21 protein-coding genes are annotated in these 25,817 nt (G+C 65.0%); 9 read left to right on the forward strand and 12 right to left on the reverse strand.

The window, feature by feature from the left end:
• Positions 1-34 precede the first annotated feature (34 nt).
• The 4 genes from OSH05_RS20970 to OSH05_RS20985 all read left to right on the forward strand — a co-directional run bounded on the left by OSH05_RS20970 (position 35) and on the right by OSH05_RS20985 (position 4,952).
• Entirely contained in the window at positions 35-1,108 is a 1,074-nt protein-coding gene (locus tag OSH05_RS20970) for an NAD(P)-dependent alcohol dehydrogenase (protein ID WP_104217734.1), read from the forward strand.
• A 241-nt stretch (positions 1,109-1,349) separates the two neighbouring features.
• Positions 1,350-2,258, forward strand: coding sequence for a substrate-binding domain-containing protein (locus tag OSH05_RS20975; protein ID WP_266352903.1), 909 nt, complete (start codon positions 1,350-1,352; stop codon positions 2,256-2,258).
• An 83-nt stretch (positions 2,259-2,341) separates the two neighbouring features.
• Positions 2,342-3,883 (forward strand): sugar ABC transporter ATP-binding protein, encoded by a 1,542-nt coding sequence (locus OSH05_RS20980; RefSeq protein WP_104217732.1) that lies wholly within the window; start codon positions 2,342-2,344, stop codon positions 3,881-3,883.
• Positions 3,884-3,929: 46 nt separating this feature from the next.
• A complete protein-coding gene (locus tag OSH05_RS20985; protein WP_104217731.1) occupies positions 3,930-4,952 on the forward strand; it encodes an ABC transporter permease in 1,023 nt (340 codons plus the stop codon).
• Between the two features lie 27 nt (positions 4,953-4,979).
• Here the strand turns inward: OSH05_RS20985 and OSH05_RS20990 are convergent, their stop codons facing one another.
• On the reverse strand, positions 4,980-5,546 hold the full coding sequence (locus OSH05_RS20990; protein ID WP_165801481.1) for a sterol desaturase family protein: 567 nt from the start codon (positions 5,544-5,546) through the stop codon (positions 4,980-4,982).
• Between the two features lie 186 nt (positions 5,547-5,732).
• Here OSH05_RS20990 and OSH05_RS20995 point away from each other — a divergent pair, with 186 nt between their 5' ends.
• Entirely contained in the window at positions 5,733-6,635 is a 903-nt protein-coding gene (locus OSH05_RS20995) for a trypsin-like serine peptidase (protein WP_165801480.1), read from the forward strand.
• Here OSH05_RS20995 and OSH05_RS21000 read toward each other — a convergent pair whose 3' ends face one another.
• From OSH05_RS21000 to OSH05_RS21030, 7 genes are all read right to left on the reverse strand, one after another.
• The gene (locus tag OSH05_RS21000) at positions 6,636-7,721 is read right to left on the reverse strand and encodes a zinc-binding metallopeptidase family protein (protein WP_104217729.1); all 1,086 of its coding nucleotides are present in this window, start codon (positions 7,719-7,721) and stop codon (positions 6,636-6,638) included.
• Positions 7,722-7,795: 74 nt separating this feature from the next.
• A complete protein-coding gene (locus OSH05_RS21005; protein ID WP_323181476.1) occupies positions 7,796-8,866 on the reverse strand; it encodes a sensor histidine kinase in 1,071 nt (356 codons plus the stop codon).
• On the reverse strand, positions 8,866-9,309 hold the full coding sequence (locus tag OSH05_RS21010) for a response regulator (protein ID WP_165801479.1): 444 nt from the start codon (positions 9,307-9,309) through the stop codon (positions 8,866-8,868). Before OSH05_RS21010 ends, OSH05_RS21005 begins: the two co-directional genes overlap by 1 nt.
• Before the next feature lie 65 nt (positions 9,310-9,374).
• Positions 9,375-10,826 carry a sensor histidine kinase gene (locus tag OSH05_RS21015; protein ID WP_104217727.1) on the reverse strand — a complete coding sequence of 484 codons (1,452 nt, stop codon included), beginning with the start codon at positions 10,824-10,826 and terminating at the stop codon, positions 9,375-9,377.
• Between the two features lie 49 nt (positions 10,827-10,875).
• Entirely contained in the window at positions 10,876-11,028 is a 153-nt protein-coding gene (locus OSH05_RS21020) for a DUF3309 family protein (protein ID WP_104217726.1), read from the reverse strand.
• A 93-nt stretch (positions 11,029-11,121) separates the two neighbouring features.
• On the reverse strand, positions 11,122-12,363 hold the full coding sequence (locus OSH05_RS21025) for an MFS transporter (protein WP_104217725.1): 1,242 nt from the start codon (positions 12,361-12,363) through the stop codon (positions 11,122-11,124).
• Positions 12,364-12,586: 223 nt separating this feature from the next.
• Positions 12,587-19,315 (reverse strand): apolipoprotein A-IV repeat region-like domain-containing protein, encoded by a 6,729-nt coding sequence (locus OSH05_RS21030; RefSeq protein WP_104217724.1) that lies wholly within the window; start codon positions 19,313-19,315, stop codon positions 12,587-12,589.
• Positions 19,316-19,745: 430 nt separating this feature from the next.
• Here OSH05_RS21030 and OSH05_RS21035 point away from each other — a divergent pair, with 430 nt between their 5' ends.
• From OSH05_RS21035 to OSH05_RS21045, 3 genes are all read left to right on the forward strand, one after another.
• The gene (locus tag OSH05_RS21035; protein ID WP_104217723.1) at positions 19,746-20,051 is read left to right on the forward strand and encodes an Hpt domain-containing protein; all 306 of its coding nucleotides are present in this window, start codon (positions 19,746-19,748) and stop codon (positions 20,049-20,051) included.
• 118 nt (positions 20,052-20,169) lie between these two features.
• Positions 20,170-20,490, forward strand: a complete 321-nt coding sequence (locus tag OSH05_RS21040; RefSeq protein WP_104217722.1) for a 2Fe-2S iron-sulfur cluster-binding protein — start codon at positions 20,170-20,172, stop codon at positions 20,488-20,490.
• Between the two features lie 115 nt (positions 20,491-20,605).
• Positions 20,606-21,634, forward strand: a complete 1,029-nt coding sequence (locus OSH05_RS21045; protein WP_104217721.1) for an NAD(P)/FAD-dependent oxidoreductase — start codon at positions 20,606-20,608, stop codon at positions 21,632-21,634.
• A gap of 8 nt (positions 21,635-21,642) precedes the next feature.
• Here the strand turns inward: OSH05_RS21045 and OSH05_RS21050 are convergent, their stop codons facing one another.
• Positions 21,643-21,945 carry a hypothetical protein gene (locus OSH05_RS21050; RefSeq protein WP_104217720.1) on the reverse strand — a complete coding sequence of 101 codons (303 nt, stop codon included), beginning with the start codon at positions 21,943-21,945 and terminating at the stop codon, positions 21,643-21,645.
• A 67-nt stretch (positions 21,946-22,012) separates the two neighbouring features.
• Positions 22,013-22,939 (reverse strand): bifunctional helix-turn-helix transcriptional regulator/GNAT family N-acetyltransferase, encoded by a 927-nt coding sequence (locus OSH05_RS21055; RefSeq protein ID WP_104217719.1) that lies wholly within the window; start codon positions 22,937-22,939, stop codon positions 22,013-22,015.
• A gap of 170 nt (positions 22,940-23,109) precedes the next feature.
• Between OSH05_RS21055 and OSH05_RS21060 the strand changes: the two genes are divergently transcribed.
• On the forward strand, positions 23,110-23,283 hold the full coding sequence (locus OSH05_RS21060) for a hypothetical protein (RefSeq protein WP_165801478.1): 174 nt from the start codon (positions 23,110-23,112) through the stop codon (positions 23,281-23,283).
• Between the two features lie 27 nt (positions 23,284-23,310).
• Here the strand turns inward: OSH05_RS21060 and OSH05_RS21065 are convergent, their stop codons facing one another.
• Both OSH05_RS21065 and OSH05_RS21070 read right to left on the reverse strand, forming a co-directional pair.
• A complete protein-coding gene (locus tag OSH05_RS21065) occupies positions 23,311-24,339 on the reverse strand; it encodes a YcjF family protein (protein WP_104217718.1) in 1,029 nt (342 codons plus the stop codon).
• Positions 24,336-25,784, reverse strand: coding sequence for a YcjX family GTP-binding protein (locus OSH05_RS21070; RefSeq protein WP_104217717.1), 1,449 nt, complete (start codon positions 25,782-25,784; stop codon positions 24,336-24,338). Before OSH05_RS21070 ends, OSH05_RS21065 begins: the two co-directional genes overlap by 4 nt.
• Positions 25,785-25,817 lie beyond the last annotated feature (33 nt).

Here is a 25,817-nt window from a genome sequence, read left to right on the forward strand (position 1 = left end):
CTCGCTCCGTTCATGCCATGGAGGAAAACGTGCCATGCCCAAGATGAAAGCCGCCATCTTTGTCGAGCCCGGACGCATCGTGCTCGACGAAAAGCCGATCCCCGAGGTCGGTCCGCTCGATGCGCTGATCCGGGTCACGACGACGACGATCTGCGGGACGGACGTTCACATCCTCAAGGGCGAATATCCGGTCGCACGGGGGCTGACGATCGGCCATGAGCCGGTCGGCGTCATCGAGAAACTCGGTTCGGCCGTTACCGGCTATCGCGAGGGCCAGCGGGTGATCGCGGGTGCCATCACGCCCAGCGGTTATTCCTATGCGTGCCTTTGCGGCTGTGGTTCGCAGGATGGGCCGGGCACCAAGCACGGCTTCAAGGCGATGGGCGGCTGGAAGTTCGGCAACACGATCGACGGCGCACAGGCCGAGTATGTGCTGGTTCCGGATGCCCTCGCCAATCTCGCACCGGTGCCGGACGAACTGACCGACGAAGAAGTGCTGATGTGCCCGGACATCATGTCGACGGGTTTTTCCGGCGCCGAGAGCGGCGCGGTGAAGATCGGCGATCATGTCGTGGTGTTCGCGCTGGGCCCGATCGGGCTTTGCGCGGTGGCGGGGGCCAAGCTCAAGGGCGCGACGCGGATCATCGGCGTCGACACCGTGCCGGAGCGGCTCGCGATCGCCAAGAAACTCGGTGCCAGCGACGTGGTGGACTTCAAGCAGGGCGATCCGGTCGAGCAGATCATGGCGCTGACCGATGGCCGCGGCGTCGATGTGGCGATCGAGGCGCTCGGCACGCAGAATACGTTCGAATCGGCGCTGAAGGTCCTGCGGCCCGGCGGCACGCTATCCAGCCTCGGCGTCTATTCGACCGATCTCAAGATCCCGCTCGGCGCCTTCTCGGCCGGCCTCGGCGACAACAAGATCGTCACCACGCTCTGCCCCGGCGGCAAGGAGCGGATGCGCCGGCTGATCGACGTGATCGCGTCCGGACGGGTCGATCTGAAGCCGCTGGTCACGCACCGCTTCAAGCTCGACGATATCGAGGCGGCCTATGACCTATTCTCGCACCAGCGTGACGGCGTGCTGAAGGTTGCGATCACGCCCTGAGGCGCCCGGTTCGGCGGGGCCGTCCTTCCTGTTGCAACCGGGAGGCGGCCTCGGGACGGCGATGTTCCGGCGCGGACAGAATTGCGTCGGGCTTCGGCATAAATCGATTGAATCCCGATTGCATGAGCGCGCCGCCTGCGCCATCCTCCCCCCAGCCCGCGAAGAAGGGCATTTGGGAGGAATTTGAATGTCTAAAGTCGCAAGGTCCGTCCTTGCCGCGAGCGCTATTGCGTTCGCGGCCATGTCCGCAGTTCCGGCGCCGGCCGCCGCTGCTGACGAGAAGATCACGATCCTCGCCTCGGTGCCGGGTCTGACCTTTCCGTTCTTCGTCCACATGATGAATGCCTTCAAGGCCGAGGCCGAGAAGCAGGGCGTCGCCGTGATCGAGAGCGACGGCCAGGTTTCTTCGCCGAAGCAGACCGCCGACGTCGAGGCGGCGATCACGCAGGGCGTCAAGGGCATCGTGATCAGCCCGAACGAAGTCGACGCCATGGCGCCGGCGCTGCAGCAGGCCGTCGAGGCCGGCATTCCCGTCGTGACCGTCGATCGCCGCGTCGCGCAGGTCGAGGGTATCCTTGCTCATATCGGCGCCGACAATGTGAAGGGCGGCGAGGCCCAGGGCGAACTCATCCTGAAGCTTTATCCCGATGGCGCGACCATCGTGAACCTGCAGGGCCAGTCGGGCGCCTCGCCGGCGATCGATCGCAACAAGGGCCTGCACAACGTCCTCGACAAGGCCGGCGACAAGTACAAGGTCGTCTTCGAGCAGACTGCCGGTTTCGACCGCGCCAAGGGTCTTTCGGTGACGGAAGCCGCGCTGGCCGGCCTCGCAGAGCCGCCGAAGGTCATCGTCGCAGCCAATGACGACATGGCGCTCGGCGCGATGGAAGCGGTCAAGGGCCGCAACCTCTCGGGCATCGCCATCATCGGCTTCGATGCACTTCCTGAAGCGCTTGCTCAGGTGCGTGATGGTGGTCTCACCGCAACCATCGAGCAGTTCCCGGGCAAGCAGTCGGCCATGGGCGTCGATACGCTCGTCGCCTTCATCAAGGACGGCAAGAAGCCGGAACAGGCGCTGACGCTGCTGACCCCGGTCGCGGTCACCAAGGAAAACCTCAACATCGCCGAGCGTCTCGGCGAAGTGAAGTAATCCATCTTTCGGGAGCCGGCCGCATCGGCGGTCGGTTCCCATCTTCCTTTCCCATCCGATTTGATTGACGAGGCTTGTTTCGCATGGCCGTCGAAGCGCATTCCCTGCTCCAGATGACGGGCATCGCGAAGAGCTTTCCGGGCGTCAAGGCGCTGGACGGCGTCGATCTCGAGGTGAAAGCCGGCGAAATCCACGCGCTGCTCGGTGAGAACGGGGCAGGCAAGTCCACACTTCTCAAGATCCTCGCCGGTGCGCAGGGCCCCGATCGTGGCTCGATCGTGTTTGACGGCAAGGCGGTGAACTTCGCCCATCCGCACGCGGCCCAGCAGGCCGGCATTGTCACGATCTATCAGGAATTCACGCTCGCCCCGGACATGAGCATCGCCGAGAACGTGTTCATCGGCCGCGAGCCCGGACCGGGCCCCTTCGTCAACTGGTCGGAGCTTGCCTCACGGACGCAGGTGATCACCCGCGGCATCGGCCTTGACCGCAATCCGATGACGCTGGTTCGCGATCTTTCCGTCGCGGAACAGCAGATGGTCGAGATCGCCCGCGCTCTATCGATGAATTCCCGGCTCATCGTCATGGACGAGCCGACCTCCGCACTCAGCCTTTCCGAGGTCGACAAGCTCTTTGCGATCGTCCGCAAGCTGAAGGCCGATGGTATCTCGGTCATCTTCGTGACGCACCGCCTCGAAGAGGTGATCGAGATCTGCGATCGCTACACGGTGCTGCGCGACGGGCGCAATGTCGGCGCTGGCCATGTCCGCGACGTGACGGTCGAGGACATCATCCGCCTGATGGTCGGGCGTGAGCTTACGGCGCTCTTTGCTCATCGCGAGGCGACCGAGGCAGGCGAGGTCGCCCTGGCTGTCGAGGGGCTGACCCGCAGCCGCACGGCGCAGGACCCGCATGCAACCGAACTCAAGGACGTGTCGCTCTTCGTGCGTCGCGGTGAAATTCTCGGCATTGCCGGCCTCGTCGGCGCAGGCCGGACGGAGACGGCGCGAGCGATTTTCGGAGCCGACCCGTTCGACAAGGGCCGCGTCCTCATAGACGGGCAGCCGGTCGACATCCGCTCGCCGCGCGACGCGATCCGCCACGGGGTTGGGCTGGTGCCGGAAGACCGCAAGCTGCAGGCGCTGTTTCTATCGCAGGCGATCCGCACCAATATGTCGGTCGCGGCGCTGGATCGCCTCTCTCTCTTCGGCATTTTCGTCGACGAGCGGAAGGAGCGCGGCATGGTCGAGGAATTCCGTAATCTGCTCAACATCCGCATGGCCGGGCCCGACCAGCCGGTGGGAAATCTATCCGGCGGCAATCAGCAGAAGGTTGTGCTCGCGCGCTGGCTGGCGCTCCGGCCGAAGGTGCTGATCGTCGACGAGCCGACGCGCGGCATCGATGTCGGCGCCAAGGTCGAGGTTCACAATCTGCTGTTCGAGATGGCGCGGAACGGCATCGCCGTCATTGCCATCTCGTCTGAATTGCCTGAGGTGCTGGCCGTATCCGACCGCATCGTGACCATGCGCGAAGGTCGGGTGACCGGCGAGGTGATGCGGGCGGATGCGACGCAGGAAAAGCTCATGGCGATGATGACGCTCGGCGTAACGACACGCGCGGCCTGACCGGGCACGCCAACCCATCAAGACAATATCTGGAGGAAGAGACGGCATGAGCGACGCGGGCAAAGCGACGGGACCCAATTCGGGCGGGGTCGATCTCTTCGGCCTGCTCGCGCGATTTGCGCCGCTCCTGTTCCTGGTCGTGCTGATGGCGGTGTTCACGATCCTCGAGCCACGGTTCCTATCGTCGATCAACATTTTCAACGTCATGCGGCAGGTGTCGATCACCGGTCTCCTCGCTATCGGAATGACCTTCGTGATCCTGACAGCGGGTATCGATCTCTCGATCGGCTCGCTGCTGGCTTTCGCCGGCCTCGTTGCCGCCGCGGTGGCCAAGGGCGGCCTGCAGGATCGATTCACGGTCGGGGAGGGCGGTATCGGTTATGGCTGGCCGCTCGCCGCGCTTGCCGCGATCGCGATCGGCCTTGCCGGTGGCTATATCCAGGGCCTCGCCATCACCCGGCTCAAGGTACCGCCCTTCGTCGTAACACTGGGCGGCATGTCGGTGTTTCGCGGCGCGGCGCTTCTATTCGCCGCCGGCGGCCCGATCTCGGGCTTCGATCGCGCCTTTACCTGGTGGGGGCAGGGCAAGATCGGGCCGGTACCGGTACCGGTGATCCTCTTCCTCGTCATCGCGCTGATTGCCCATATCGTGCTGCGCTACACGCGCTACGGCCGCCAGGTTTATGCGGTCGGCGGCAATCCGGAAGCGGCGCGGCTCTCGGGCCTGAACGTCAACCGCGTCATCTGCAGCGTCTATGTCATCATGGGCTTCTTCGCGGGGCTCGGCGCCTTCGTGCTGGCCGCGCGTCTCAATTCGGCCGAGGCCGTGGCCGGCACGGGATATGAACTGACCGTCATCGCTTCCGTGGTCATTGGCGGCACGTCGCTGTTCGGCGGTGTCGGCTCGATCTTTGGCACGGTCGTGGGATCGCTGCTGATCGGCGTCCTGCTGAACGGCCTCGTCTTGATGAATGTGTCGTCCTACATCCAGCAGATCATCATCGGCGTCATCATCGTGCTCGCCGTGGCCTTCGACACCTTCGCCAAGTCCCGCCGCCGCAAGGTCTGAGGCGGAGCTGTCCATCGCGGAGCGCGCCTATTCGCGGCCGCGTTGGCGCGCGCTCCGGACGGCTGTGCCGAACACATAGTCCCAGAACAGCGACGTCACGCCGAAATTGCCATCCTCATGCCGGAAATGATGGAGCGCGTGCTTGTGCTTCAGCCGGTAAAGGTACGTGCCCGGCGTCATCTTCCAGTGATGCAGGATGTGGTGGGCGAAGGTGTAGGCGAGATAGCCGGTGATCATGCCGGCGCTGAAGCCGCTGCCGATATCGAAGCCGAAGAACCACCAGGACGGCAGGACGACGCCGACGAGCAGCAGCGCGAAGCTCATCCATACGGGCGTTCCGATCAGCGCCGTGGGCGACTGATGATGCAGGCCGTGCAGATCGCGGAAATAGACGAGATGGTGCAGGACGAAGCGGTGAACGAGATATTCGACGAGCGTCCACACGAAGATGCCGCTCAGGAAGGCGGCAATCCAGTGAAGCGGGTTCACATATTGGGACGAGACGGCCGGCGCGACGGCCAAGCCTGCGATCACCAACGGATAGACCACGAAGTCGGCATAGTAGCCGAAGGCTTTCAGCTCGAACGTCGACATTTGACCTGCACTCGTCCCCCGACAATCTTGTATCAGATGAGCCGGCTCATATCCGGCAGGCAAGGCAAATCCATGCCGCGCTATACAATTCTCCGCCAAAACGTTTCGCGTTCGGCACTTCCTGCCGTTCGTGGCAGCGACAGGATGCCGGGTGACGTAAGCCCGGCGACGTGGCATCGTCTAGCCATGCGCACAGCCCTCATCCTATCGCTAGTCACCCTCGCCACAGCCGTCGGCGCCGAGCCCGTCATTCCGCAGAAGCCGCGGATCGAATCGACCCGCCACTTGGTTCCTATCAATATCATCAATGGCAAGGATGATCGCGATTCGCTGCTTTTGCTAGGCCCGGCCCTCGGCCTCTCGTCACCCGAGATCGATCGCGTCCGCATGGTCTCAGGCTATGTCGGCTGCTTGTCGCCTTCGCCGTCGGTTGGCTCGGCGGCGCTGTTCCTGAACAATTCCCAGATCCTGACGGCGGCGCATGTCTTCTTCGAGCCGTCAGGGCGCCGGCGCTGGAAGTGCTTCTTCAAGAATCAGGCGAGCGAGCCTCGTATGATCGACCTCCTGGTTGATGACGCCAATGCGCGCTTCGGCTCGAAGCGTCCCAAGCCCGGCTCCAACAATGATTATGCAATTGTTCGTCTGGCTGAGCCGCTCATGGGCGCCGCGCCCTTTCCGGTGGCGCCCGATGCGCCGGTTCGGGCCGGGGACGACCTCATTGTCGTGACGGCGCATCCAGCCGCGATGGAGAAGACCGTCGATCGCTCGATCCCGGTCGTTCAGGGCTGCCAGGTAATGCGGGTCCCGCGCTCCAGCGAGAAGACCTCGTTCTATCGCTCCGACTGCGATGCCACCGGCGCATCGTCGGGCGGCATGAACCTGTCGCGGGTCGGCGGAGAACTGGTCTATCGCGGCATCAACATCACGACCGGGCCGTGGCAGGATCTCAAGTTCAAGGGTGCGCCCTTCAACGAGAAGGGTGGCAGCGTGACGACGGCGCTCGGCACAGACGCGGCGATCCTGGCTGCCGGACGCGATCTGCAGGCGGCGCCGCCGCCCGTCCCGCAGACCGCCAAGGCGTCGCCTTGATCAAGCGGCCTGAAGCTGCACGTCCCGCCCGCGGACGATGCGGTCGATGAAGGCGAGCTTTTCGAGCACACCGGGTCCGGGCTCGAACGGATAGAGATCCGGCTGGCCCATGCTGCGGTTGAGGGAGTTGACCGCGACGGTCAGTGGTTTCCACGCCTCGAGGATCGACTCGATCGGCACGTCGCCATACGGGTTGAAGTCGATCGTGGCAGCGAGTTCCTGCTGGGCCGCCCGCTTCGGCCGGATGCGAAGACCGAAGGCGTAGGCGGTCTCCAGCGTGTCGACGATGTGCAGGAAATGGGCGAAGGTCTCGGCGAAATCCTCCCATGGATGCGCCGAGGCATATTGGCTGACGAAGCGCTCCCGCCAATCCTGCGGATAGTTTCCGGCATAATACTGCTGCAGGGCTGCCTGATAGTCGAAGCTCTCGTCGCCGAACAGGCTCCGGAACTCGTCAAGGTGGCCGCCATCGCGCACGAGGCGGTCCCAATAATAATGGCCGATCTCGTGCCGGAAATGGCCGAGCAGCGTTCGATAAGGCTCGTGCATGGAGCTCCGGGCCCGCTCCCGCTCGACTGAGTCGGCTTCGGCGATGTTGATCGTGATGATGCCGTCCTCATGGCCGGTCATGACGCGCATGTCGTTCATGTCAGCGAGGAACTGGAAGGACAGGCCGCCGATGGAATCGTCAGCCTTGTTGGGAATGGCCAGCCCGAGGCGCAGCAGGCTATACATCAGCCGATGCTTGGCGATCTCGATATGCTGCCAGCGCTCGGCAAAGAGTTGGCTCGAAAGGTCGGGGATGGTGAGGTTCGTGCGACAGGAGAGACAGAGTTCTTCCGCGCTTTCTGACGGCACCAGCCAATTGCAGGCGTTATAGGCCCGGTTGGCGCAGAAACGGAAGGCTGGCTCCGATCCTGGATGCGCGGCATAGAGCGGACGCCCGTCGACATCCTGGCCGACAGCGTCGAGCGAGCGAAGATGCGCCTCATCGGTCACATAGCCGAGCTCACGCTGGCAGCCGGCACATTGCATTTCCTCGAACGACAGCCAATGGCTGCACGCGTGGCATTCGAATAGTCGCATGGGCTCGCTCCGTGACCCGGGCGATCGGGTCCCGGAGCTGCAAGAACGCGCGACTGGCGGATTGGTTCAACGCGTCAGGCGTGATTCTGCGGCTCGTCGCTATCGAAACGGATGGTGACGCGGGTCCCGCGATGCTGGACGTCGTGCTCGATCTCGGCCGCGAGCTTCGTCGCCAGCGCCTGGATGATCCGCCGTCCAAGGCCCGTTCCGACCGCCTTGCCGCTTTCGCCCGGCCCGATGCCGTCATCCTCGACCGTGAGCGCGAAGCGCCGCCCCGCCGACCGGCCGATGACCCGAACGGTGCCGTCTCGATCCGGATAGGCATATTTGAGGGCGTTCAACACCAGCTCGGTCATGATGACGCCGACGGCCACAGCTCGATCGGTGAGGATCTCGGCGGGATCGATCTGAAACGATATCTGTCCGCTTTTGTCTTCTCCGTCGACCGTGCGCGAGAGGTCCTCTATCAACCCGCCGAGATAGAGGTCGAGCGACACAGTGTGCACGTCGTCGGACGTGTAAAGCCGCCGATGCACCTGCGAGACCGCCAGGACGCGGCCAACCGCGGTGGCGAGAACGCTCTTCACCTCCGGATCCGGATTGGCGGACGCCTGCATGTTCAGAAGCGAGGCGACCAGCTGCAAACTGTTGCCGACGCGGTGATTCATCTCGCGGATCAGGACGGCCCGCTCTTCGGCGAGGGCCTGGAAGCGGTCGCGCGCCGCGCGCACCTCGGCTTCGGCCTCACGGCGGCCGCGCTCCAGCTTGCGGGCGTGGAGGGACGAGGCCAGTGCTGCGCGCAGCAGCGGAAAGAACTCGCCATTCAGTTCCTTGATGACATAGTCGTCTGCGCCGGCCTTCAGCGCGGCCACGGCGATCTTGCTCTGCGATTCTCCCGTCACATAGACGATGGAGGGCGGTTCCGGCAGGGCGCGAATCGTCGGAATGAGTTCAAGGCCCGTCTTGCCCGGCATGTGATGGTCGAGCGCGACGATATCGATGCCGCCTTGTTCGATCCGGGCAAGACCGGTGAGCCCGTCGGTCGCTGTCTCGACGACATAGCCATGCCGCGCCAAGTCCTTCTCGGCGAGTCGGCAAAGGCCAGGATCGTCGTCGACATACAGGACGACCGGGGATGATTCCATCAATGGGCCTCGGGGATCTTTATGACGGAGAAGAAGAGGCCTAGCTGACGGATCGCGTGGGCGAAATTGTCGTAGTTCACCGGTTTGACAATATAGACGCTCGCGCCGAGCTCATAGCAGCGTTCGATCTCGCGCTGGTCATCCGTGGTCGTCAACACGACGATCGGCGTCGCCTTGAGATGCGGGTTGAGCTTGACCGCCTTCAATATGTCGATGCCCGTCATGTCAGGAAGATTGAGATCGAGAAGGATGAGGATCGCCTCGCCCTTCCTCACCGTGCCGGACCGGTCCGGTCCGAGCAGAAAGTCGAGGGCGGTGGTGCCATCGGCGAACGCCTTGATCTCGTTGCTCACACCGGCGCGGCGGATGTTCTTCTCGATCAGCCGTGCATGGCCCTCGTCGTCCTCGATCATGACGATCGTCACGGAACTGGCATCAGTCATTGAACATCGCTTTCTTCGCTAAGCCGGCCGGTGCCGACGCTCTTATCTTGCAGTGCATATCCGGATCAAACTTTCCATCGCTTCGGCAGGATCACCGTAAAGGTGCTGCCCTTGCCGGGCTCGCTGTCGAGCTTGATGCTGCCGCCCAATCGCCGCACCAGAGCGCGGACATGGGCAAGACCGATGCCCTCGCCAGGGCGGTCCTGCATGCCTGCCCGTCGGAACAGTTCGAACACGCGGTCGCGGTCCGCGGGGTCGATGCCGCGGCCATTATCCGCGACGCGGATCACGGCGAAACCGATCTTCTCCTCGGCGCTGACGACGATGCGGCCGGGCTCGTCCCGGCGCAGATATTTGACGGCATTGTCGAGAAGGTTCGAGAAGATCTGCTCGATCGCGACGCGGTCGCTCTCGATGCCGGGCAGTGGCTCAATCCGGATTTCGGCCCCAACCTCCTGCGTCTGGTGGCTGAGGGCATCGCGAAGCGTGCCGAGAATTGCATCGAGATCGAGCGGCTGCGGGGAGAAATCGCGACGACCGGCGCGCGATAGATCGAGAATCGCCTTTATGAGTCGATCCATCTTGCCGATGGACGATTTGATGAAGCCGAGCGCTTCCTCAAAGTCCGAAAGCAGCTCGGCTCGCCTCGGATCCGGCTCTGCCTTCTTCGCCTGCTCGTCAATCAGATCCAGCCGGATGGCATCCAACTCGCCGGTGAAGCCCATGATGTTGACGAGCGGCGAGCGTAGGTCATGGCTGACGATATAGGCGAAGCGCTGAAGCTCGTCATTGGCCTCTGTAAGATCGACGGTCCGTTCAGCGACCTTCTCCTCGAGATGCGTATTGACCTCCGCCAGCTCCGTCTGGGCTGCGATGAGACGAGACGTGAACCGCCGCAGGAGAACCAGCGTCGCGCCTGTCAGGACGATCAAGAACACGATGCCTGTCAGCGAGACGCCCAGAAGCAGGAAACTCGTGGTGCGCGAGACCGCGTTGCGCTGGTCGAGCAGCTTGCTCTCGGCATCGCGGAACGTTGTTGCTGCCTCGACAAAGCGATCCATGATGGCTTGCCCGGCCGGGTCACGCACAATGTCGAGCGCGCTCGATGTCTGGCCGGAAATCTGCAGATCGTTGATGCGGCGAAGCTCGGTCCGCTTTTCCTCGACGATCGCTCCGATGCTCTGGGCTCGCGCTACCTGCTCAGGGTTGTCCGTTACCAGTTCCAGGAGATTGCCGAGATACTTCGGGATGGCATCAGCGCTGGATTGGTAGATCTTCAGATAGTCGGTGTCCGAGGTCAGCATGTAACCGCGCTGGCCGCTCTCCGCTCGGCGGATCGCCAGCTGCAGTTGCAACAATGCCGACTGGACCTGCTGCGAATGCGTGGCCCACCGCGAATCCTCATAGGACTGGCGGACAAGCCACACCGTCGCGCCGGAAATGATGACCAGCGCGGTGAAACCGATGGAGAGGATGAGAATCTGAGCAGCGATCCGCTGCGAGGCAGCTCGTTTCAATTTTCACCTTGGTATTGCGGCGAAGATCGGTGAGCCGCCGGGACCATGCTCAAAGTCTGCCCATCAGCAGCAGCACCAGCAGGATGACGACAATGAGCCCGAGGCCACCGCTCGGATAATAGCCCCAGCCAGAGCTATAGGGCCAACTCGGCAAAGCGCCGATCAGCAAGATGACCAGAACGATGAGAAGAATGGTGATCATGCGACGCCTCCCGGTTCTGCCTGTCGGCAAGTGAAGGCTTAATACGCCATAGGGGCAAAGGTTGCGTCCGGGATCGTAGAAAAGCGATTCCCATCAAGGACGCCCGTCGAGATGCCTCGCATGCCGGAGGGCCGGAAACGCCTTGGCCCAGATCGCCGCGATCGCCACTGTACCGATGCCCCCCACCACGACGGCCGCAACGGCGCCGAAGGCGGCGGCCGAGACGCCAGCCCGGAATTCACCAAGTTCGTTCGAGGCACCGATGAACACCATGTTGACCGCGTTGACGCGGCCGCGGACGGCATCGGGCGTCCAGACCTGGATCAGCGTCTCGCGAACATAGACGCTGACCATGTCGCTGCCACCCATGACGATGAGCGCGATGACCGACAGCCAGGGCAGGGTTGAAATGCCGAACAGGATCGTGAAAAGACCAAAGAGGGCGACGAAGCCGAACAGGATCAGGCCGGCATGGTCGCGAACCGGGCGGAAGGCGAGCCAGGTGGCGACGGAAATGGCGCCAATCGCTGGCGCGGCTCGCAGCATGCCGAGGCCCCAGGGGCCGACCTCCAGGATATCGCGCGCATAGATCGGGAGCAGGGCAGTGGCGCCGCCAAGCAGCACGGCGAATAGGTCGAGCGATATCGCGCCGAGGACGATCTTCTCTTTCCAGACATAGCGGAAACCGGCGATCACCGTTTCCCAGTTCGCGCCGCCCGCGAGGATCTTCTGCGGGGGCGTGCGGACCATAAGGAGGGCGATCGTGCCGAGGACGACGAGGCCGACCGCGAGGCCATAGGGAGCCTCCGGCGCCACGCCATAAAGCAGGCCGCCGACGACGGGTCCGACGATGGTGGCGATCTGCCAGGCGCTCGAATTCCAGGCGATCGCGTTGGCGAGGTCTTCGGCCGGCACGAGGTTCGGCGCGAGCGACGCTGAGGCTGGGCCGATAAAGGCGCGGGCGATTCCAAATCCCAGCAGGATCAGGAAGACGATGCGGACATCCGTGCTGCCCGAGAGCGTGAAGAGCAGAAGGCCAACCATGCACACGGCCTCGCCGACCATGCACAGTGACATGATGAGCTTGCGGCTATAGCGATCCGCGACAGCGCCGGTGACGAGAACCAGCGCTAGCGCCGGCACGAACTGCACTAGGCCGATCATGGCAAGGTCGAGCGGATTCTTGGTCAGGTCATAGACCTGCCAGCCGACTGCCACGCTGACGATATTGACGGAGAAATTGGCCGCGAGGCGGGCGAGCCAATAGAGCGCGAAGGCGCGATGCCGGAAGGCACCCCATTTATGGCGGTGCGCGGGTGGCTCTGGGTCGGTCATGGGGCGGTCCGGCACGTTCCGGAGGAGGGTGGGCGACGCGCGAGCAGATTAGGAGACCTCGCAGGACCCCCGGCAGGCTCTATCCATCCCGGGTGATCACCGCAACCACGAAGGGGCCGCAAGACGACGGGCCGGCGATTCTGCGGACCGAGTGATGCTTGGCGACAACAAAAGGGGCGCGGCATAGCCGCGCCCCTTTTTAGGAATTTCCGGTGCTAGCGCCTCAGTCGAAGCGACCGCTCGCATGGGCCAGCATGGTGTAGACCTTACCGGTGTCGGAAACGAGATAGGCGTTGCTGGAGGCCGGATCCTGCCGCGTCGCTTCGGCGAGGAGCCGCTCGAAATCGCCGAGGTAGCGATCGACGGCGGAGTGGAACTCCTGCTCCTGCTGATATTTGCGGCGGATCTCGTCGAAAGTCTGCTGGCCCTGCAGCGTGTAGAGCCGGCGCGTGAAGACATTCTTCTCGCCGCGACGATGACGCTCCCAAAGCTCGGCAGCGGCTCGCGGATCGATCGCCCGGGCAATGTCCGAGGAGAGATTGCCGAGCGATTCGGCCGAGCCATTGGCACGGCCATTGGCAGGCTGGGCTTCCTTCACCGCCGTGCCGGCACCCTCGTCGCGAGAGGCGCGGCGCAGCAGATCCGAAACCCAGCCACGCTGTTCGCCTTCCGGGGATGCGGATGCGGCCTCGACGACCGGTTCGGCAGCGGCCTTGGCAGCGCGCGTTTCGCGCTGCGGGGCGCTGCGAGGCGCTTCGGCAGCCGCGCGAGCGGCTGCGGGCTGCGGGGCCGGCGCTTCGGCCTTCACCGCTTCCTGACGCACGGCCGCGGCAGCATTGCGGGACGGCTTGGCAGCGGACGGGGCGGGCGTCGCCGGCGCGGGTTGCGCAAAGACAGAGGTCGCCGCGGGGGCAGACTGCGGGGCGGCGGGAGCCGGAGCAGGGGCCTTTGGCGCCGGAGCCGCCGCCTGGCGGATCGGAGCGGCCGGCGCCTCGAACATGCGGCTGCGACCGCCATTCGTCGCAGCGCCGGGAATGGTCACGTCAAGCGACTTGCCGTGCTTGGCGATGATCTCCGACAGCTCCGACAGAGCCTTGAGCTGATCGGTCACCACACGGCGCATCGACTCGGCGCTTTCCCGCGTCTCGCTCGGCAGTTCGAGAATGCCGCGCTTCAGCTCGGTCCGCGTCTCCTCGAGATCCTTCTGCATGTCCTTGGCGGCCGTGCGCATGCCTTCGGTCGCGGAGGAGAACTGCTTAGTCGCCTGATCGACGACCGCCGACATCTCCTCGACAAGAGCGCGGTTCGCGGCCCGAACCGCTTCGATGGCGCGCGAGCCGGCAGCTCCCGCGGTCTCGCTGAGGCCTTCCAGATTGGCAACGACGCTCTTGGCGGCGTCGGCGCTCGACTGGGCGAGCGAGCGGGCGACCTCGGAAGCGCGTTCCTCGGCCTCGCGCAGCGACGCGCCGACCGTTTCGGTGAACGACTTCATCCGCGCATCGAGTTCCTGCGAGCGGGTCGAAAGGCTGGCGGCCAGATGCTCCAGAGCAAGGCGGCGCTCGTCGAGGCCGCCTTCCATCTCGACATTGGCCTTGGACAGGTTGCGGGCTGCGTCCTGCAGCGAACGCCCCTGGTCCTCGAACCGACTGGCAACCACGCCGACATTGTCGAGCACTTCCTTCGACACGTCGCGAAGCATCCCGACATGCGAGGCCAGCATCGACGAGGAACTCTGCGTGCTGCCGATCGCCTGTTCGATCGACTGGGCGAACTCGCTGGTGCGCGAAGCGAGGCCCGTCTCGATCTGGTTCAGATTGTCGGTGGTCTTGTCGAGGAGCGAACTCAGCATGTCGTTCGACTGCGCCAGCTGCTCGACAATGCCGGCAACGTCCGTGCGCAGCCGCTCATTGGCGAGGCCGAAGCTCTTCGACACGTTCTCGCCGCTGTCGATGAGCGTGCGCGCCGCCTGGTCCGAACTGGACAGGACCATCGACACCATCTCGCTGCCCTTGGTGGACAGGAGGTCGACGACGGCATCGCCGACGCTCGCGACCCGGCGCGTCAGTTCCTCGCCGCGCAGATCGATCGTCGATACGAGGCGGTTGCCTTCACCATCGAGGAGGCGTGCCAGCTCGGCACTGCGATGACCCAGCACATCGTTCAGGGTCTGGGTGCGCTGCTCAAGCGCCGTGGCAACGGCGAGCGCGCGGCCACTAAGGCTCTGCTCCACCTCGCCGGCAAGACCCGAAAGCCTGCCCGCGACATCGTCGGAGAGCTGGGCAAAGCGGTCGCCGGTCGCATTGGTAACCTGGGCGATCTGGTCCGTCACATTGGCGGTGAGACCGGACAGGCGTCCCGCGACATCCTCCGAAAGCTGAGCGAAACGATCGCCGGTGGCGGTCGTGACCTGCGCCATCTGTTCGGTAACGTTGCCCGACAGGCCGGAGAGCCTGCCCGCGACATCGTCGGAAAGCTGGGCGAAACGATCGCCGGTCACGGTCGTGACCTGTGCCATCTGCTCGGTAACGTTGTGCGACAGGCTGGTGAGCCTGCGCTCGACGCCGTCGGAAAGCTGCGCGAAACGATCGCCGGTCACGGTCGTGACCTGAGTCATCTGGTCCGTGACGTTGCTCGACAGGCCGGCGAGCCTGCGCTCGAGGTCCTCGGAGAGCTGGGCGAAGCGATCGCCCGTCGCCGTCGTGACCTGGGTCATCTGGTCGGTGGCCGTGCTCGCGACGTCCGACAGCCGGGCGGCCGTATCGTTGGAGAGCCGGGCAAACTGGCCGCCGGTCTCCATGGTCACCCGCGTGACCTGCTCGGAGACATCGCCAGACAGGCGGGTCAGCCGCTCGCTGGCATCGTCGGCCGAGCGGGTGAGGCTCGTCGTCGCTTCGGCTGTGGATGCGGCCAGCAGATCGATCGTCGTTGTCGCGACTTGGCCGAGCGCCTGCGAAGCTTCTCCGGCCGAACGCGAGATCGACTGCGACGCTTCATCAGTCGATCGGGTCAGGAACTGGATCGATTCCTCGGTCGCTTCCCGCAGCGAGCCGGTGGTGGTCGCGGAGGCAGAGACCAGGCGCTCGGTCGCTTCTGAAAGCGAATTGACGATCTGCTCGGCGGCCCGCACCGATTCGCGGCCAAGCGTCGAGGTGATATCCCCGAGCCGGGTCGAGAGAATGTTGTCCATCTGTGCCGCGCGGGCATCGAAGCTGTCCGCAGCTTCGATGGCGCGTTCGCCGAGCGTCTCGTTGATGGCGACCGTGCGCTCGGAGAGCATCTCGGAAAGCGCCTGGGTGCGGTCCGCGAGGCGGTCGGTGATGTCGCTGAGGCGCACATCAATGATCGAATTGATCTCGGAATGGCCGGTGGCGAAGGCATCGGCGATCTGGCGCGTGCGCTCGACCAGAGTCTGGCTGATCTGGCGCGAGCGGACATCGAGCGCGTCGTCGATACGCCGCGTATTGCCCTCGAGCAGTTCCGAGGCCGAGTTGAGCTTCTGCTCCATCGTGTCGCCGAAGACGGTGACACGCTCGGAAAGGCTGGTATCGAGCAAATTGGCGCGTTCGGAGAAGCGGGTGATCAGCTCGGGGCCGCGCACTTCGATGATGTCGCGCAGCGCCGAGAAGCGCTCGTCGAGCCCGGTGGCGATCGCCTGGCCGCGGTCGGCGATCAGCTCGCCGAAGCGCGTCGACGTATCGACGATACGATCATGGACGATGATGGCCCGGTTTTCGATCTCATTGGCGACATCGGTGCCCGAAGCGATGATCCGGTCATGCGAGGCATTGGCCTGGCTGAGGATTTCGTCGGCAAGCGACGTGCCCGAGGCGACGATGCGCTGATGGGCGGCATCGGCCCGGCTCTCGATCGTGTTTGCGAGATCCGTGCCTGAGGCAACGATACGCTGATGGGCGGCATCGGCCTGGTTTTCGATCGTGCTGGCCAGATCCGTGCCGGAGGCGATGATGCGCTGGTTGGCGGCATCGGCGCGGCTCGTGATCTCGTCGGCAAGCGAGGTGCCCGCCATGACGATGCGCTCGTGAACCACGCCGGCGCGGTTCTCGATTTCGTTCGCGATCGACGTGCCCGAGCCTACGATCCGCTGGTGGACGGCGTCGGCACGGTTCTCGATCTCGTCGACCAGCGACGAGCCGGAGGCAATGATCCTTCCATGGATCGCCGAGGCGCGCTGTTCGATCTCATTAGCCAGTTCGCTACCGGATGTCGCGATCTGATCGAAGGCGGTGCTGGCCTGTCCGGCGATCTCAGAGGAGAGCGTGTTGCCGGTGGCGAGGATGCGCTGGTGAACCGCGTTGGCCCGTTCCTCGATCTCCCTGGCGAGGGTCGAGCCGGACCGGGTCAACTGCTCATGCGCCGCGTTGGAACGCTCCGCAATCTCATTGACGAGCTCCGAACCCGACGCGACGATCCTCTGGTGGACCGTGGTCGCGCGGCTCTCGATTTCCTCGGCAAGATTATAGCCGGAGGAGACGATCTGTTCGTGCGCCGCGCCCGCATGGCTGGCGATCTCGGCGATCAGGTCGGAACCCGAAGAGAGAATGCGCTGGTGGACCGTGTTGGTGCGGTTCTCGATCTCGTCGGCCAGTGAGGTGCCGGCAGTGATGAGCTGGCTGTGCACGGCGCTCGCCTGGCTGGCAATCTCGCCGACAATGCCCGCGCCCGAGGTGACGATCCGCTCATGCACGGCACCGGCGCGATTCTCGATCTCGTTGACGAGGTTTGTGCCCGAGATGACGATCCGCTCGTGCGCGACATCGGCGCGACGTTCGATCTGGCTCGCGAGGTCCGATCCCGAATCGACGATCCGCCGATGGGCCGCGTCGGCCCGCTCGACGATCTCGTCGGAAAGGCGGGAACCCGATTCCACGATCCGGCTATGGACTTCTTCGCTCTGCGTCTCGATCGTCGAGGCGAGCTGGTTACCGGAGGCGAGGATTCGCTGGTGGATCGCCGAGCCGCGCGTCTCGATCGCATCGGAAAGCTGCTGGCTCGTCTCGATGATCAGGTCGTAGACGGCCGTGCCGCGGCTCTCCATCGCATCGATCGTGTCGCGGCTGGAGTTGATGAAGCGATCGTGCAGCATGTTCGCACGCGCCGTCATCGTCTCCGCGATCTCGTTGCCCGAGGCGATGATCGTCTCGTTGACCTTGAGGCCGCGCACCGCGATCGCCTTGGCGACTTCGCCGCCGACGCTCGCAAGCCGCTCCGTCAGCTCCGCCGAGCGGGCATCGAAGGTTTCGTTGACCGCGTTCGAGGCGGAATCGATCGTGTCGCGCAGGGCTGCGGTACGCGCCTCGACCAGATTGGCCATGAGATCGCCAGCCGCCGTCAGGCGCTCGGCGAGGCTGCCGCCGTCGATCGAGATCGCATCGTGGATCCGGTCGCCGGTAATCGCCAGGCGTTCCGACAGTTCATCGCCGCGCGCGGAGATCGTGTCTGCGATGCGGGTGCCGGTATCGTCCAGCCGGTCGCTGACTTCCTGACCGCGCAGCGCCAGATCGACGACGAGGCTGTCGGCATTGGCCTTCAGCGCCGCGTTCACCTCGCGGGTATGGTGCGAAATCGTCTCGGCGACCTGGTTGCCGGTCATCGAGATGGACCGCGTCATTTCGATCGTGCGCCGGTCGAGCCCGTCATTCAGCTCGTCGGCGATCCTCGAAAGCGTGTCGTTCACCTCGCGGCCGCGCTCGGCCACGGTGTCGGCCATCGCGCGGCCGGTAGCTTCCAACGTGTCATTGATCTCGGCGCTGCGCGAAACCAGAACGTCGGTCACGTCGAGACCGGTGCGCGACAGCGATTCCGTGACGTCGCTGACCGCGACGGTCAGGCGGCTGACGAGGTCCTCGCCGCGGCCAGAAAGCTTGTCGATCATCGAATCGCCAGCGGCGCCGAGCGCCACGGTGATCTGTTCGCCACGATCGGACAGGGCGAGCGTGATCCGGCTGCCGGAATCGATGACGTTTTCGGCGATCTGCTCACTCGCCTCGCGCAGGTCCTTGGAGAGGGACTCCTGCGCCGACACAATCGACGTGCGCACGCGCTCCGAATTGATGACGATCGCCTCGCGCTGATTGGCGAGGTCATCGATGAGGCCGCGCATGCGGACCTCGTTGTCGGAATAGGAACGCTCCAGCGCCGCCACTTCGTTGTGGACCAGCATTTCCAGCTCGCTGGCACGGGCGAGTGCCCGCTCGATGCCGTCGCCCATCGCCGCGACCTCGCGGCGAATGGCCTGGCTGACGGTGACGACGGCCTCGGTCGCTGCCTGTTCGGGCTCGCTGAGTCGCGAGGCGACCTCAGAGATCGAGCGGGCGGCAATGCGCATTTCCTGCGCGCGTGCCACCATCATGGCAATGCCCCAGACGATGCCAACCGGCAGCGCCAGAGCAAGGGCGATGTTCGTGAATTGGGCGCTGCCGAGCTCGCCCTGGCCGGCAAACGGATTGATGCCGACAGAGGAGGCGTAATAGAGGACCGCGCCAACCCAGGCGGCGGTCAAAACGAAGGCGGCCGGATAGATGAGGCGCGAGGGCCGGCGCGCCGGCATGCTGGCGCCGGAGACGCGGCGATCGTCATTGGCGGCGACGCGAGCGCGGCGTTCCGCACGGCGCTGGCGCGGCGAGGCTTCTTCGGCGGCGCGGGGCGTTTCGGCGCGCGGCGGCTGAGGTCGGGGCGCAGCGGGTGCCGGGCCAGCTTCGGCCTTGCGGGGCGCTTCATTACGGGGAGCGTCATTGCGCCGAGGGCCGGCATTGCCACGCGGCGAATCGTTCAGCCGCGGCGGTTCGAGGCGGCGGTCGCGGGGACCTGCCGGCTGCACATTCCGATCCGACGGATGGTCGGCATTCGGAGAGCTGAAATCATTCCGGAGAGCCTGCTCCACGGCGGAGAGCGCTGCATCCGCCGGGTCCTTGGACTTCGGAGTGTTAGCCATTCTTTAAGCCTCGCGTCCGTACTCGATACTTCACCGGCCGCTTCGACGAATTTACGATTCGCCGAAAGCACGAGGATGCCTCGGAACATGACAGAGCCGATAAACAATCGGCCGATACTGCCTGCCCCGTAGATCCGCCGTTACCCGACGCGTCCCCGACGCTCCGAATTGGCCTCTACACCCTTGCCCACAGCCCCACGTTTTGGCACATTCATGGCGAGGGCACAAGGAAGTCCGGCACGACAGCGTTCCCTGTCAACAGCTTGGACGAGACGAGAAAATCGTCGCCCGTCCGGCAGGAACCGAGGCGGCTTGGGCATCCAGCGATCCTCCTTCACGGACTGTGCAGACGGATTCCCCGGCCAGATTTCCCATATGCCGTCCAGTGCGCAGCGGCGCTGTGCCCGCTCCGGTCCGCGCAGAGGGCCGGATGGGCGCTGAACCGCCCATCGACGAGTCGGCGCTTGACTGGCGCACGGGCGGGGATGAGGCGCGCGCCCGCGGAGTGCTGGGGCTTTTCCGCGACGAGATCCTGGATGATGCGTTCCGGCTGGCGGATGAGATGGATCTGGCGTCACGCCTGCGTCTCGCGCACAAAGTGAAGGGTGCCGCCCTCGCCATCGGCGCCGACCGGGTGGCTGGACTTGCGGAATTCAGCGAGGAGCGGGGCGAGGCGTTCCGCGCGGCCCTGACCGATCTCCAGGAGGCGATCGACGCCAGGCTCGCTTCAGCCTGACGGGGAGCCGTGGAAATCGGTCGCACCGTGACGAGCCTCGCGCCCCTTGTGAGGGCTGCGGCAAATCGCCTATGAGGTTCGGCCGAACCTTTCTTTCAACAAGCGCCTGCAGGGGCTCATGGCCAAGATCACCTATATCGCCATCGATGGAACCGAATTTGTCGTCGAGGCGAAGGATGGGTCGACCGTGATGGAGAATGCCGTCCGCAACGCCGTCCCCGGTATCGAGGCCGAGTGCGGCGGCGCCTGTGCCTGCGCGACCTGCCATGTCTATGTCGACCCGGCCTGGGTCGAGGCAACCGGCGAGCCCGAGCCGATGGAGGAGGACATGCTGGATTTCGCCCATGACGTTCAGCCGACCTCCCGCCTGTCGTGCCAGATCCGCGTCTCCTCGGCGCTGGACGGGCTGGTCGTGCGCGTTCCCGAGAGCCAGGGCTGACGCGGCTGGGGCATATTTTGCCGGCAGACCGTCATCTGGCGGAACAAAGATGCTTTGCAGGCGGGGATTGAGCGGCTAAAGCTCCCCCGGCTGTTCAGGATTGACGGAATTTCCCATGAGCGAAACGATTGAAACCGACGTCGTAATCGTCGGCGCCGGGCCAGTGGGCCTGTTCGCCGTGTTCGAACTCGGCCTTCTCGACGTGCGCTGTCATCTCATCGACATTCTCGACAAACCGGGCGGCCAGTGCGCCGAGCTTTATCCCGAGAAGCCGATCTACGACATTCCGGCTTTCCCGATCATTACGGGGCAGGGACTGACGGATAATCTCCTGGCGCAGATCAAGCCTTTCGACCCGACCTTCCATCTTGGCGAGATGGTGGTCTCGATCGAGCGGCAGGAAGATGGGCGTTTCAAGGTCGCGACCGACAATGACAAGGTTTTCCATACCAAGGTCATCGTCATCGCCGCCGGCGGCGGTTCGTTCCAGCCGAAGCGCCCGCCCGTTCCTGCCATCGAGGATTTCGAAGGTCGCTCGGTCTTCTACTCGGTCCGCAAGATGGAAGCCTTCCGCGACCACGACATCCTAATCGTCGGTGGCGGCGATTCGGCGCTCGACTGGACGCTCAATCTGCAACCGATCGCGCGCTCGGTGACGCTGATGCACCGGCGCGACGCCTTCCGCGCGGCGCCCGACAGCGTCAACAAGATGCGCGCGCTGCACGATGCTGGAAAGCTCAAGTTGATCTTCGGTCAGGTGACGGGGCTCGAGGGCGCCGACGGCCAGATTGAGACGGTCCTGATCATGGACAATGAGGACGAGACGCACCGGGTCAAGGCGACGCGGCTGCTGCCCTTCTTCGGCCTGACCATGAAGCTCGGCCCGATCGCGGATTGGGGCCTCAACCTGCATGAGAACCTGATCAAGGTCGACACCGAGAAGTTCGCGACCTCGGAGCCCGGCATCTTCTCGATCGGTGACATCAATTGGTATCCGGGCAAGCTGAAGCTGATCCTGTCCGGATTCCATGAGGCGGCGCTGATGGCGCAGGCCGCGAGCCGGATCGTCTTCCCGGACAAGAAGGTGTTGTTCCAGTACACCACCTCCTCGACCAGCCTGCAGAAGAAGCTCGGCGTCGCCTGACGCCGGGCTCAGCCGGCCCTGAACGAGACGACGTTGCCGGCCGCGTTCGCGGTGCAGGTCGCGCGGTCGCCGCGCACGGCGATCAGCGCCATGGTCTGAGATCCATCCGCATTGAGCTGCGAATTGCCGACCGTGACATCCTCGGGCTTGATGCCGAGTGCCTGCGCCATGCGTGCGGTGCAGGCTGCGGCCTCGCCCGTCTGGTCTCCGCCAGCCGTCGCCTGCGAGGCCGGCACCATGTTGCTGGACTGGCAGGCCGAAAGGCCGAGGACCAAAAAGAGGCCGGCTCCGGCCCAAAAGCGGTTCGTCATCATCGTCTCCCCGTGAATGCTGGTCCTCTGATCCACGGATTCTCGGCGCTTGTCGAGCGGGAACGCCTCAGAGCCTAAGGTTCCAGGTCTCGCCATTCATGCGCGGGCCGAAATCGTCATGCTCGGCCGTATCGACCAGCCGGAAGCCGGCATTCTCATAGAGCCGGCGCGCCGCGATCAGGATATCGTTGGTCCAGAGCACCATCTGCCGGTAGCCGGCGGACTTGGCGAAGGCGAGGCTCTCCGCGACGAGGCGGCGCCCGAGGCCGGTTCCGCGTGCCTCCGGCTCGACCAGGAGCAGCCGCAGCTTGGCTGTCTCTTCATCCGAGCGGACGACCATCACGGATCCCAGCCGTCGCCCGTCGCGCTCGGCGATGGCGCAGAATTCGCGAGCTGGATCGAAATTGCGCAGGAAGGCGGCAGCGATCTCCGCGACCATCGCCTCGAAGCGGCTGTCGAAGCCATAATCGCGTGCGTAGAGCACGGCATGGCGCTCGACAATCCAGCCAAGGTCGCCGGGCCTGTGTGGTCGCAGTTCGATTGGCGCAGAGGATGGCGCGCCGAGCCGGACCATGATGTCGCCCATAGCTGCGACCAGCGCGTCGCGATCGGCCTTCGTCAGCGCCGAGAGCATGGAGGCTACGGCGCTGCGCGAACGCTCTTGAAGCTCAGCCGAAGCCGTCTCGCCGGCTTCGGTCAGGCGCAGGCCCTTCTGACGGCCATCGCCCTCCAGTCTCGTCGCCGAGACAAGCCCGTCGCGTGCGAACGTCGCCAGGATCCGACTGAGATAGCCGGCATCGAGGTCGAGGACGGCGCCGATCGTCTTGGCCAGGATACCGGGCTCAGCGGCGATCTCGAACAGGATGCGCGCTTCGGTCAGGCTGAAACGGCTGCCGAGCATTGTTTCAGAGAGGATGCCGATGCGCCGTGTGTAGAAACGGTTGAAGGCGCGGATGCGGTCGACGGCGAAATCGGGAGCGGGATGATCGGTCATTCCCGCACGCTCTCGCTGATACTTGCTTTTGTCAACTATATCGCGGACGGGATGAAGGCGTTGCGTCGGCGACACGGACCCGCGCCAAAGGACATCGCCGCGTCCTTCCGAGTCGTCCAAGCGGCCCGATGTGGATAAGGTCGGAACCTCCAGCCGATCGGTGCCGAGCCATGGACGACAATAAAGAGCGCTTCCTCAAGCAGAAGCCGCGACGCGCAACGCCTGCCAAGCGCGTCACACTCTCGGACGACGCGAAGCGCGCTTATGAGGAACTGATCCAGAAACGCGACGATCGCGAGCGCGAATATGCGCGCCATCTCTCGCAGGACAACAAGCCGCGCTAGCGGCGGCCGCACTCGTCTTCGTGCCCACTACTCCGCAACCGGCTTACCCTTGCCGACGGTATTCAGCCGCGTCAGTTCCGACATGAAATCGGCCATGGACGGCGCCGGTTCGGCGCGGAAGGGCAGCGGGCGGCAGACGTCGATGGCGGCGATGCCGACGCGGGCGGTCAATATGCCGTTGATGACGCCTTCGCCGAGCCGGGCCGAGAGGCGGGCGGCTATGCCGTGGCCGAGCACCTGCTGGACGAGCGAATCGCCCGCCGCCATGCCGCCCGTGACCGCGAGATGGGCGATGACCGTGCGGGCAAGGCGCAGGAAGCCGAGCGTTCCGGGCTTGCCGCCATAGAGCTGGCCGAGTTGGCGGATGAGGCGTAGCGCCGAGACCAGCACGAAGAGCACGTCGACAGCGGCGCGCGGCGAGATCGCCGTCACCACGGTGACCCGCTTGGCCGAGTTCAGGACCAGCGTGCGGGCGGCGGCATCGAGGGTCTTCAGCAATTCATGTTCGCCGAGCCCGATCAGATCGCGGCCGTCGATGATTTCGCTGGCGTGACGCTCCAGCGCCGCGCGGCCATGGGCGGTCTCGGCCCGTTCGGCATAAAGCGCGACGAGGTCGCGGACGACGGCGCGGGCGGCTTTGGAATCATCGCGGATCGTTGCATCCACTGCCGCCTCGCGTATGCGGTTGATTCGGCGAAGGCGCATCAGGCCAGCGATCTCGCGCGTCCCGATGGCGAGCACGGCCAGAAGGGCGAGCCCAGCCGCGGCGAGCGCGACCCAGCCGAGCCAATCGGCCCGCTGGAACAGATTGCGCACCAGTTGGTCGACCCACAGGCCGACCGCCAGCGAGACAAGGATGCCGATCGCGCCGAAAAGAAGGTCGGTCCAGCGCGCCGGCCGGCGCGGCTTCGGAATGATGGCAACCGCCTCGGTCTCCTCCGGCTCACGCAGTACGATCGGACGGTCGTCGGGGCGCGAGGCCGCATCCGGATCGTCGGTGACACGGACGCGGTCGAGGCGGAACGCGGCGGGGCGGCGGGGTGGGTCGAGGCTCATGCCAGCCGGTCTCCGATCAGGAATTCGAGCGCCCGGTCGAGCCTGATGTGCGGTAGCGACAGCGTCACGCCTTCGGCGGTTCGCTCCAGGGTAGGCGGGCGGAAGCGGACGAAGCGCAGCGGCGCGCTGGATCGGCCGACTTCGCGAACCGATTCCGGATCGTTCGGCAAATCCCCGGGAAAGAAGGCGATTTCGGTCTTGCCGTCGAAGATGTCGCCGTCAAAGCGTTCGCCCGGCAGGGGCGTGCCGATGATCGAGGGCAGCCGCTCGCCGCCATTCGAAACGATGCCCTCCTTGGTGGCGCGGACGGAGGCAAGCGCCGCGATCTCGACCCGCGCACCAGCATTGGCTGCACGCTCGATGGCGGGTGCGAGCAGCGTGCCGAGGATACGCTCCAGCCGGTCATGGTCGGCATGGTGCAGATGGTCGGCCTTGGTCGCGCCGATCAGGATGCGGTCAATGCGACGCGACAGCAGGCTGCCGAGCCAGGAGCCGGCGCCAGGGCGGTAGCAGCCGAGGATCTCGGTCAAGGCCGCGCCGAGGTCCGCTACAGCGGCCGGCCCGGCGTTCAGCGCCTGCAGCGCGTCGACGAGCACGATCTGCCGGTCGAGCCGCGCGAAATGATCGCGGAAAAACGGCTTCACGACGACGCTCTTATAAGCCTCGAAGCGGCGCGTCATCATGCGGGCGAGCGAGCCGGACGGAGCGGCGGAGAGATCGCCGGGCAGGGGGCAGAAGGTGAGTGCCGGCGAGCCATCGAGATCCCCCGGCATCAGGAAGCGGCCGGGCGGCAGGGTGGAGAGCGCGTTCTCGTCGGCCCGGCATGCCCGCAGATAGTCGGTGAAGGCGGCCGCGAGCGTCTTGGCGACGACCTCGTCTTCGGGAGCATTGGAGTCGGCCGCGTCGAGGCGGGCATGCCAGGCGTCTGCGGCGGCGACGCGCGCGGCGTTCTTCGAAAGCGCCATCGATTCCCGCGACCAGGTCTCGAAATCCTTGCCGAGCAGAGGCAGGTCCAGCAGCCATTCGCCGGGATAGTCGACGATGTCGATATTCAGCGTTCCGGAACCGAAGCGCTGCTTCAGGAACGAAGCCGATTCATAGGCGACGGTCAGGCGCAGTTCGCTGATGCGCCGCGTCGAATCCGGCCAGATGCGGTCCTCAAGCAGCGCACGGACATGATCCTCATAGTCGAAGCGCGGCACCCCGTCGTCCGGCTGCGGCTCAAGCCGCGCATCGGCGATCCGCCCTGTCGAGAAGGCTCGGAACAGCGGCAGACGCCCGCCATGGACGAGATTGTGGACGAGGGCGGTGATGAAAACCGTCTTGCCGGCGCGTGCGAGGCCGGTCACGCCGATCCTCACGGTGGGCGACAGGAGATCGCTGGCCCGATCACCAAGCGTCGACAGCGCGAGCCGGGCCTCGTCGGTCAGGGAGGAAAAGTTCAATCGCGTCGGTCTCGTGCGGGCCGGCCAAGTCCG

The sequence above is a fragment of the Kaistia algarum genome, from assembly GCF_026343945.1.
In the GTDB taxonomy this organism is placed as follows: Bacteria; Pseudomonadota; Alphaproteobacteria; order Rhizobiales; family Kaistiaceae; genus Kaistia; species Kaistia algarum.